Origin of the sequence: Anaerofustis stercorihominis, assembly GCF_024623185.1 — a bacterium.
Classification (GTDB): domain Bacteria; phylum Bacillota; class Clostridia; order Eubacteriales; family Anaerofustaceae; genus Anaerofustis.
In genome coordinates this window covers 1-1,859 of record NZ_JANJZK010000055.1, presented here as the reverse complement: position 1 = coordinate 1,859, position 1,859 = coordinate 1, and the positions used below count along the sequence as shown (strand labels likewise).

The 1,859-nt window shown below is 36.5% G+C and carries 2 protein-coding genes; both read left to right on the top strand.

Going from position 1 to position 1,859, the window contains the following annotated elements; genetic code table 11:
* Positions 1-495 precede the first annotated feature (495 nt).
* On the top strand, positions 496-1,002 hold the full coding sequence (locus NSA01_RS09940) for a hypothetical protein (RefSeq protein ID WP_257481304.1): 507 nt from the start codon (positions 496-498) through the stop codon (positions 1,000-1,002).
* A gap of 9 nt (positions 1,003-1,011) precedes the next feature.
* A complete protein-coding gene (locus NSA01_RS09935) occupies positions 1,012-1,830 on the top strand; it encodes a hypothetical protein (protein ID WP_257481303.1) in 819 nt (272 codons plus the stop codon).
* The last annotated feature ends 29 nt before the right edge of the window (positions 1,831-1,859 follow it).

Sequence of the window (1,859 nt, the reverse complement as noted above, 5' to 3'; positions counted from 1 at the left end):
GAGTTATTAGCTTTAATAAAAGATAAAACTTTTCAAACTAAAAGTGAGGGATAGTAACTGTTTCATAAAAAGAGGTCAAAATTTTGATTGTTTACTATTTCAAGGAGATAGACATATTTTATTAAAAAAGTACGCTCAGTCGAAAGACTGATAACAAATACGATTTCTTAGTTTGCCGTGCTACAAATTTTGCAGTTAAATTTGTGAATTTCCATATTAGTTAAAATATCAAAATTTCTTTTGGAGTTTTTAGTAAGTCAAAAAGTATCGGGGTTTAAGCGGCAGAGCCCCTCGGAAGCGGGGTGCAGAGGTGAATTCCTACATTGAAGTGTAAAGTTTAGAGCTCTTAAGCAGATGAGTTTAATGAAAAATATCACTCTTTAGTAAAAGATTTATCCATAGGTAAAAAATTTATAGGCATTGTAAAAAAAGGATATAAAAATAGACAGCAGTAAAAAAAGAAAATTTATGATAATACAAAAGCAGGAGGAATTTATGAACGTAAAAGAAATAAGGATAAATGCGCAGCTTATGTGCAATAAGTCGATAGACAAGTCGATGTGCATAAACTATATCAACGAAGGGATAAGGGACATAATATCAAAGGATATAAATGCGGGAGAAGTAAAAAAAAGAGAGCTTTTCGCTTTCAACACCAAATGGTATCCCATAAAGGCAAAAGACGAGATAAACAGAGATCTGCTCAAACTGAAATACATAATAAACGAACAAAACAAGAGAACGAAGATGTATATAAAAGTGGGAAATGAAGTGATGTTCGACCTTATGGGAAGATATACTCTATTTTACGTACTGCTTCCGGAGAAAGTAAAGTCTGAAGATGACGAGCCGAAGATGAAAGAATGTTATCAGGACGCACTTTCCGCTTACTGCGCATACAGAGAAAGACTGAGGTTTTACGGAGCGGACGACGACAGCACCAAACTTTTATACGAACTTTATAATCAAAGGATATTCAGTACCGACGGCGGGTACTATTAGGAGGTAAAAATGAAAATAAAAAACCGAAATTTTATGGCGAGTGTAGGGGATGCATCTACAGGGATAGCAGGACCCGACGCACTCATTGCGGATATAGACAATATCATCGAAGTGCTTTCAAATTTAGATGACGAGAATATAAAAAGCCTGTCAGCAAATAAAGTAAACACGAGTGACAAAGAGACCTTGACGGAAAGTCTAAACAAACTTACAAATAAAATATATGAAATCATAGGAACAAATACTTTGGATAGTGAAGTGGAAAAGAGTCTGAAAGACTTGATAACTCATTTAAAGGATAAGAGCAATCCTCACGGAGTATCTCCTTCCATACTAAACGTGTATACAAAAGACGAGATACTCTCGTACTTCGGGACTTCAAACAACACGATGAGCTATGAAGTATTTGAAGTGGAGGATATAAGCGACGGCGGATTTACATATAAAGATAAAGAAGGAGAAGTCCATACTTCTATCATCGATACAGACGGATATTATATATTTACTCTTCAGGGAAAGAGCGGATATAAGATAGGTTCAAACGCCATTGAAGCGGTAGTGAACGACGCATTGTTCAGGACGGAGGCTTCGGGAGGACTTAGAGAAATAAAAGACGAGAACTCCGACGGATTTTCAAAGAAAGTCGGCGTCAGCGGATTATTCATAGGATGTGAAGTAACATTCAAATACTTTTCCAGGATAAACTTCTATTCAAAACACGCCGTAAGCCACATCAATTCCTCCGATGAACTTATCCATATCGGACCCAACCCAAAAATGGACTCTAACAATATAGATACGCCGGTTTGGTTTGATACCAGTATGTAAAGGTTTCGCCCTAAAGGGCGACCATCTTT